Here is a 269-nt window from a genome sequence, read left to right as displayed (position 1 = left end):
ACACGTCCGATTGGATGACGCGGAACTTCATGCCCTTGAGGTCGGCGATCGAGGTGATGTCCTTCTTGGTGTTGTAGAAGGAACGCGCGCCGGAATCGTAGAAGGCGAGGCCGACGAGGTCATGCGCCTCGAAAGCCTTGAGGATCTCGTCGCCGATCGGCCCGTCCATGACATGGCGCATCTGGCCGACGGAGCGGAACATGTAGGGCAGCGACGGCACCGGCGTCTCCGGCACGATGCCGTTGAACGGACCCATCGAGACGCGGTTG

1 protein-coding gene is annotated in these 269 nt (G+C 62.5%); it reads right to left on the bottom strand.

What is annotated here, in order from left to right; genetic code table 11:
* Window positions 1-269 (bottom strand): TRAP transporter substrate-binding protein DctP (gene dctP, locus EOD29_RS32030; protein ID WP_206520557.1); only part of this gene is annotated, 269 nt, incomplete at both ends.

Origin of the sequence: Mesorhizobium sp. M1A.T.Ca.IN.004.03.1.1 (assembly GCF_003997555.1) — a bacterium.
In the GTDB taxonomy this organism is placed as follows: Bacteria; Pseudomonadota; Alphaproteobacteria; order Rhizobiales; family Rhizobiaceae; genus Mesorhizobium.
Note: the sequence above shows the minus strand (reverse complement) of the source record. Positions and strands in the feature narration are given on the sequence as shown.